This is a genomic window from Streptomyces recifensis (genome assembly GCF_002154615.1).
In the GTDB taxonomy this organism is placed as follows: Bacteria; Actinomycetota; Actinomycetes; order Streptomycetales; family Streptomycetaceae; genus Streptomyces; species Streptomyces griseoluteus.
Genome location: NZ_MUNH01000609.1, coordinates 1 through 6,731, shown reverse-complemented (window position 1 = coordinate 6,731; position 6,731 = coordinate 1). Strand labels below are relative to the sequence as shown.

7 protein-coding genes are annotated in these 6,731 nt (G+C 73.5%); 3 read left to right on the top strand and 4 right to left on the bottom strand.

The genetic code is table 11. The features are described from left to right. From CCN33_RS27015 to CCN33_RS27005, 3 genes are all read right to left on the bottom strand, one after another. Positions 1-534: LutC/YkgG family protein (locus CCN33_RS27015; protein WP_086696055.1), on the bottom strand; the 534-nt coding region annotated here is incomplete at its 3' end. Beyond that, positions 531-2,009 (bottom strand): lactate utilization protein B, encoded by a 1,479-nt coding sequence (locus CCN33_RS27010; protein ID WP_086696054.1) that lies wholly within the window; start codon positions 2,007-2,009, stop codon positions 531-533. The genes CCN33_RS27010 and CCN33_RS27015, both read right to left, overlap by 4 nt. Continuing rightward, complete coding sequence (locus CCN33_RS27005; RefSeq protein ID WP_086696053.1) at positions 2,006-2,761, bottom strand: (Fe-S)-binding protein; 756 nt, start codon at positions 2,759-2,761, stop codon at positions 2,006-2,008. The genes CCN33_RS27010 and CCN33_RS27005 overlap by 4 nt, the downstream gene beginning before the upstream one ends. A 64-nt stretch (positions 2,762-2,825) precedes the next feature. Here CCN33_RS27005 and CCN33_RS27000 point away from each other — a divergent pair, with 64 nt between their 5' ends. Next, positions 2,826-3,644: a pentapeptide repeat-containing protein gene (locus CCN33_RS27000; RefSeq protein ID WP_086696052.1), complete on the top strand. Its 819-nt coding sequence runs from the start codon at positions 2,826-2,828 to the stop codon at positions 3,642-3,644. Here the strand turns inward: CCN33_RS27000 and CCN33_RS26995 are convergent. After that, positions 3,606-5,120, bottom strand: a complete 1,515-nt coding sequence (locus tag CCN33_RS26995; protein ID WP_086696051.1) for a cytochrome P450 — start codon at positions 5,118-5,120, stop codon at positions 3,606-3,608. The two genes, CCN33_RS27000 and CCN33_RS26995, sit on opposite strands and share 39 nt — an antisense overlap. 132 nt (positions 5,121-5,252) lie before the next feature. On the opposite strand from CCN33_RS26995, the gene CCN33_RS26990 reads away from it, so the two are divergent. Together CCN33_RS26990 and CCN33_RS26985 are read left to right on the top strand one after the other, a co-directional pair. Further along, positions 5,253-5,858 carry a TetR/AcrR family transcriptional regulator gene (locus CCN33_RS26990; RefSeq protein ID WP_086696050.1) on the top strand — a complete coding sequence of 202 codons (606 nt, stop codon included), beginning with the start codon at positions 5,253-5,255 and terminating at the stop codon, positions 5,856-5,858. Positions 5,859-5,965: 107 nt separating this feature from the next. Next, the gene (locus CCN33_RS26985; RefSeq protein WP_086696049.1) at positions 5,966-6,688 is read left to right on the top strand and encodes a DUF2470 domain-containing protein; all 723 of its coding nucleotides are present in this window, start codon (positions 5,966-5,968) and stop codon (positions 6,686-6,688) included. Positions 6,689-6,731: the final 43 nt, after the last annotated feature.

The window sequence follows — 6,731 nt, the reverse complement described above, 5'->3', positions numbered from 1 at the left end:
GGTGGGGGAGAGGCGTTCGAGGGCCTGCGGCACGGACGCCACGACCTGCCCGGGGACGCGGACCACGCAGATGTGGTGGTCGGGCACGAGGGTGATCCGGCGGCGCCCCTGACCGGGTCCGCCGTCGAGCACGAGGGTGCCGGTCTCGGCGACGGCCACCGCGCAGCCGGTCACCACGCTGTCCACGGCGTCCAGCTCGTACGGGGTGCTCTCCGGGCGGTCGGGGACGGGCACGAGGCCGGCGTCCGGGAGCCAGGCCGACGGGAGCCCGTCCGGCACGAGTACGTTCCGAGCCCCCCGCCCCGCCAGCAGCCGGGCGATCAGCGCGGGCAGGTCCGCCTCCGCGCACCGGTGCACCACGGCCCGGTAGTCGGCCAGGTTCTCCGCCAGCAGCTCCACCGTCTCCTCGACGGTGCGCTCGCCGTGCTCGCGGGCGTAGGAGCGCGGGATCGCCCGGTCGTACGGCGTGTCGTCCTCGACTACGTCGGCCAGCGCGCGCCGGACCCGGCCCAGGACGCGTTCCCGGTCGCTCACTTCGTCTCCTCCTTGCCGCCTCGGGTGCGTTCCCACCAGTCCCGGAACGGCTCGGCCGGCACCTCCGGCAGATCACGCGTCCGGGTCCAGGCCGCGCCGGGCCCCGGCAGGGTGCGCGGGCGGAGGCGGCGGGCGCGGGAGGCGAGGCGCTGGCCGGTGCGCAGCGCGTTCGGGTGGGTGAAGGTCCAGCGGGCCGCCCGCATGGCCGCCCGTTCCGCGGCGTGGCCCCTGGCCGGCCTCAGCACGACCCGGTTGCCCTCGCGTACCGCCGGGCCGCCCTCCACGACCCGCTCACGCAGCCGGACCAGCACCTCGGGGATGTCGATGGCGACCGGGCACACGTCGTAGCAGGCCCCGCACAGGGAGGACGCGTACGGCAGCGAGGCGTCGATCTCGCTCGCGGTGCCGCGCAGCTGAGGGCTGAGGATGGCGCCGATGGGACCGGGGTAGACCGAGCCGTAGGCGTGGCCGCCCGCGCGCTCGTACACCGGGCACACGTTCAGGCAGGCCGAGCAGCGGATGCAGCGAAGCGCCTGGCGGCCGACCTCGTCGGCGAGGGTGTCGGTACGGCCGTTGTCCAGCAGCACCAGATGGAAGGCGCGTGGCCCGTCGCCGTCCGTCGTGCCGGTCCACATGCTGGTGTACGGGTTCATGCGCTCGGCCGTGGAGGAGCGGGGCAGGGTCTGGAGGAAGACCTCCAGGTCACGCCAGGTGGGGACGACCTTCTCGATGCCGGCCACCGAGATCAGGGTCTCCGGCAGGGTGAGGCACATCCGCCCGTTGCCCTCGGACTCCACCACCACCATGGTGCCGGTCTCCGCGACCATGAAGTTGGCCCCCGAGATCCCCACCTTGGCCCGCAGGAACTTCTCCCGCAGATGCAGCCGCGCCGCCTCCGCCAGCTCGGCCGGACTGTCGGAGAGCCCCTCGGGCGCCGGGCGGCCCCAACCGGCCATCGCGGTACGGAAGATGTCCCGGATCTCGGCCCGGTTGCGATGGATGGCCGGGACCAGGATGTGCGAGGGGCGGTCCTCGCCCAACTGCACGATCAGCTCGGCGAGATCGGTCTCGTAGGCCCGGATGCCGGCCGCCTCCAGCGCCTCGTTGAGCCCGATCTCCTGCGTGGCCATCGACTTGACCTTCACGACCTCCGACTCGCCCGTTTCCTTCACGAGCCGGGTGACGATCCGGTTGGCCTCCGCCGCGTCCGCCGCCCAGTGGACCGTGCCGCCCGCGGCGGTGACCGACTCCTCCAACTGCTCCAGATAGCGGTCGAGATGGCAGAGCGTGTGCTCCTTGATCCGGCTGCCCGCCTCGCGCAGCTCCGCCCAGTCGGACACCTCCGCCACGGCCGCCGCGCGCTTGGCACGGATGGTGTGGGTGGCGTGCCGCAGATTGCCGCGCAGGGTGCCGTCGGCCAGCGCTTCCCGTGCCGCCTCGGGGAAGGCGGGCATTCCCACGAAGGTCTCGTTCACCGGGCCGGTTCCTCCTCCGTGCTCGCCAGGATCTCCGCGATGTGCACCGGCCGCACCGCAGAGCCCGCCCGGCTCATCGTGCCACCCAGGTGCATCAGACACGAGTTGTCGGCCGCGCACAGCACCTCCGCACCGGTCGACTCGACGTTGCGCATCTTGTCCGCACCCATCGCCGCCGACACCCCGGCGTTCTTGACCGCGAAGGTGCCGCCGAACCCGCAGCACTCGTCGGCGCCGGGCAGTTCGACCAGCTCGAGACCCCGCACCGCCTCCAGCAACCGGCGCGGCCGGTCGCCGAGGCCCAGCGCGCGCAGGCCGTGGCAGGTGGGGTGATAGGTGACCTTGTGCGGATAGACGGCGCCGACGTCGGTGACGCCGAGCACGTCCACCAGGAACTCCGTCAGCTCGTACGTCTTCGGCACCACCGGCGCCAGCACGTCGGCCAGATTCTCCCCGCGTCCCTCGGCCCGCGCCCGCTCGCCCAGCCTCGGGTACAGCTCCCGGACCATCGCCGCGCACGAACCCGACGGCGTGACGATCGCGTCGTACTCCCCGAAGACCTCCGCGAAGTGCCGGGCCAGCGGTTCCGTCTCGTGCCGGTAGCCGGTGTTGTAGTGGGCCTGGCCGCAGCAGGTCTGCGCCGGCGGGAAGTCGACGTCGACCCCGAGACGGTTCAGGAGTCTCACCACGGCGCGGCCGGTGTCCGGGTAGAGCGTGTCGTTGACACAGGTCAGGAACAGGGCGACACGCATCACGGCTCCTCGGTCTCGAAGATCGGACAAGGGCAGCCTAGCCAGAGGCCGTACCCTGGCCACGATGCCTGATCACATACCCCTCCTCGCCGCCGACTGCGCCGACTGCTTCGGCCTCTGCTGTGTGGCCCTGCCCTTCGCCCGCTCCGCCGACTTCGCGCACGACAAGCCCGCCGGAAAGCCCTGCGCCAACCTGCGCGGGGACCACGCCTGCGGCATCCACACCGAGCTGCGCGCCAAGGGCTACGCCGGGTGCACGGTGTACGACTGCTTCGGCGCGGGCCAGCGTGTCTCCCAGGTCACCTTCGGCGGGCGTGACTGGCGTACGGGTGGCAAGAAGCACGCCCGGCTCATGTTCGACGTGTTCCCGGTGGTCCGGCGCCTGCACGAGCTGCTCTGGTACCTCACCGAGGCGCTCGGTCTCGACGCCGCCAGGCCCCTTCACCCGGAGCTGCGCCGCGCGCTGGAGGAGACCGAGCGCCTCGCCGCACAGCAGCCCGAGGAGCTGGCCACGCTGGACCCGGCCGCCCACTGGCACGAAGTGGCAGAACTCCTGCGTGAGGCCTCTGAGTTGGCCCGCAGGGGCCGGAAGAAGGGTCGGGACCGGCGGGGCGCGGACCTGGCGGGCGCGAAGCTCAGGGGTGCCGACCTGCGCGGGATCAGCCTGCGCGGTGCCTGCCTGATCGCGGCCGACCTGACCGGAGCCGACCTGCGGCACGCCGACCTGATCGGCGCCGATCTCCGGGGCGCCGATCTGACGGACGCCGACCTCACCGGCGCCCTCTTCCTCACCCAGCCGCAGGTCAACGCCGCCCGCGGGGGACCCGGTACCCGGCTGCCGGGCTCACTCGTCCGTCCCGTGCACTGGGCAGCGCCCCGCTGAACCGGCGTCCGGCCCGGGGGCGCCGGCCGGTGCGGCGGCGGGCGCCTTCCGGCGCTCCAGGCCCAGGCGCAGGCCGTCCGGCATCAGCGTCAGGCGCTCGGTGACCTTCAGGCGGTAGCCGGGGTCGGGGATCAGCTCGTACCGGCGCAGCAGCAGGCCGAGCACCAACGTGGCCTCGTGCAGGGCGAACTGGCGTCCCACGCAGGCCCGGGCGCCGGTACCGAAGGGCTTGAAGGTGTGCGGCGGCCGGGCCCGTACCGCCTTGGCGTCGAAGCGGTCCGGGTCGAACCGCTCGGCGTCCTCGCCCCACACCTCGGGGTCGCGGTGCAGCATCGGCGTGAGGACCAGCGCCCAGCCGCCCCGGCGCATCGGGTGCTCCCCGGCCAGAACGGTGTCCTCGGTGGCCTCGCGGGCGAAGGCGGGCGCGGTCGGCCACAGCCGCAGCGACTCGTCCAGCACCCGGCGCAGATAGCGCAGCCGGGCCACCTGGTCGTAGCCCGGCTCGGGGGTGTCGCCCCAGACACGGTCCACCTCGGCGCGGGCGCGGGCGGCGACCTCCGGGTGCCTGGCCAGGTAGTACAGCGCGAACGAGAGGGCGCCGGAGGTGGTCTCGTGGCCCGCGACCAGAAACGTGATGACCTGCTTGCGGACGTTCTCCGCCGACAGCCGCTCCCCGGTCTCGGGGTGGGCCGTCTCCAGCATGCGGTCCAGCAGGTCGCCCTCCCCGCGCCCCGAGGCACGGCGGGCGGCCACCAGGGCGTCGACCGTGTCGTCCAGGTAGGCGATGTCGGCGGCGTTGCGCCGGGCGGCCCTCCGCTGGAGCGCCGGGGGCATCGGCAGGCTGTTCAGGCGCTGGGCGTAGGCGAGGGTGCCGACCATGGCGGTGACGAAGGGGTGTGGCCGGTCACGTTCGAAGGAGCCGAAGTCGTGTCCGAAGCCGGTGCGCGCGATGGTCTCCAGCGTCAGCCGGGTCATGTCGCCGGGCACGTCCACCGTGCGTCCGGCGGCCAGCTCGCCGTCCCAGTGGCCGGTCAGCCGGCCCGCGACCGACAGCATCATCGAGTGGTACCCGGCCATCGCCTCCCGGCTGAAGCCGGGCGCGAGCACGTCGTGCGCCAGCTGCCAGTTGGGCTCGTGGTTGTAGGCGGTGAACAGCCCGTCCCCGGCGACCGGGCGCAGGTTGGCCACCCCCAGCCCGACGTGCTTGGCGAACCGGCTCTCGTCCGCCATGTCGGCGGCCAGCTTCGCGCCCCACAGGAACACGAACTCCCGGTTCAGCACCCGGCGCCGGAAGATCGGGCCCAGTTCGCGCGCGAGCCGCATCGAGTCCTGGAGCGGGGTGCGCCGGTCGACCCCCAGCACGTCACCGAGCAACGGCAGCCTGCGGGGCGGACGCGGGATGCGGTCCAGCTCCGGCCAGCCCTGTTCGGCGCCGCGGAACCCCTTGGGCAGTTCCGCCCCCGTCGTCTCGGCCATGACGCGATCTCCCTTGATCCGGCGGCCTGTTGCCCGTCCATCACACGCGTGTTGAACGTGAGTTCAATAGCGCTGGCAGTCTGGTCCGCCTACTGAACCCACGTCAAGCAACGTGTCCACTAGGGTGACGGCATGGCCGCCAACCAGGGGGAACGCGCCCGGCGCCGACTGAGCACCGAGGAGCGCCGCGAGCAACTCCTGTCGGTCGGGGCGCGTCTGTTCTCCGAGAGCCCCTATGACGACGTGTGGATCGAGCGGGTGGCCGAGATCGCCGGGGTCTCCCGGGGTCTGCTGTACCACTACTTTCCGACGAAACGGGACTTCTTCGCCGCCGTGGTGGAGCGGGAGAGCGAGCGCATGCTCCGGATGACCGCGGCGGTGCCCGGCGTGCCGGTGCGCGAGCAGCTCGGCGCCGGGCTGGATGCCTACCTCGGGTACGTCGAGGCGCACGCCCACGGCTTCCGCGCCTTCCACCGTGCCGACGCGGCCGGGGATCAGGCCGTACGCCGGGTCTATCAGCGGGCGCTGGCCGCGCAGGAGCGGCAGATCCTCGCCGCGCTGGCCGCCGACCCCGAGTTCGGGCCCGCCTTCGAGGGCTCCCCGCAGGCCCGGTTGGCGGTGCGCGGCTGGCTCGCCTTCACCACCGCCGTCTGTCTGGAGTGGCTGCGCGAGGGCGAACCCGGCCGGGATCAGGTGGGCGAACTGTGCGCGCGGGCGCTGCTCGGCGCCCTCACCTGACGGCGCGTCCGCGCGACTTTGCGCGTGCCACCCGATCGGGGTGGCGTGGTTGGCGTACGCCCGGATCTCCGCTAGGTTAGGCAAGGCTTACCTAAGGAGGGCTCGGGATGGGTGTCACGCAGGACTGGGCGGCAGAACCCGGAGCGGCGGAGCGGGCGCGGTCGCTCCTTGCCGCCGCGTGGTCGTGCACGGTGACCGCGGACGGCGCCCGCGAGGAGTACGTCGGCGCGCACACCGTGACCGGCGACGGCCGGGTGCTGCTCGACGTGCCCGAGGACAGCGCCCTGTTCGCCGCCGTGCTGTGCGCCCCGCGCGGCGAGCCCACCGCCGTGCTGGAGTTCGCGGACGCGGCACCCGTACCGGTGCGCCGGCGCATCCGGGCCCGGCTGTGGCTCGCCGGCCGGCTCTCCCGGCGTGGCGCCCGGCTGCTGTTCGAGCCCACCCGCGTAGTGCTGCGCCGGACTTCCGGGGCCGTACTGATCGATCCGGCGGAGTACGCGGCCGCCCGGCCCGACCCGCTGGCCACCGCCGAGGCGCAGTTGCTCACCCACCTCGCCGACTCCCACCCGGACGCCGTGGAGCGGCTCACCCGGCTGGTCCGCCCGGAGAGCCTGCACGCCGTTACCCGGGTGGCTCCCCTCGCGTTGGACCGCCACGGGCTCACCCTGCGCATCGAGCGGACCCGCGCGCACGGCGACGTACGGCTGGCGTTCCACACGCCCGCCGACGACGTCTCGCAGCTGACCGAGCGCCTGCACGCGCTGCTCGCCCAGGCCGGCGCCGCCTGCCCGCGTGCCCTACAGCGGTACCGCGCAGACGGCGACCGGTGACGCGAACGGCTCGCCCGCCCGACTGAGCGCGCCGGTACCGGCG

What these genes read in the sequence shown, in the direction of transcription:
- CCN33_RS26995 (WP_086696051.1), bottom strand. Translation starts at nt 5,120, where the DNA reads ATGGCCGAGACGACGGGGGCGGAACTGCCCAAGGGGTTCCGCGGCGCC.
- CCN33_RS26985 (WP_086696049.1), top strand. Translation starts at nt 5,966, where the DNA reads ATGGGTGTCACGCAGGACTGGGCGGCAGAACCCGGAGCGGCGGAGCGG.
- CCN33_RS27000 (WP_086696052.1), top strand. Translation starts at nt 2,826, where the DNA reads ATGCCTGATCACATACCCCTCCTCGCCGCCGACTGCGCCGACTGCTTC.
- CCN33_RS26990 (WP_086696050.1), top strand. Translation starts at nt 5,253, where the DNA reads ATGGCCGCCAACCAGGGGGAACGCGCCCGGCGCCGACTGAGCACCGAG.
- CCN33_RS27005 (WP_086696053.1), bottom strand. Translation starts at nt 2,761, where the DNA reads ATGCGTGTCGCCCTGTTCCTGACCTGTGTCAACGACACGCTCTACCCG.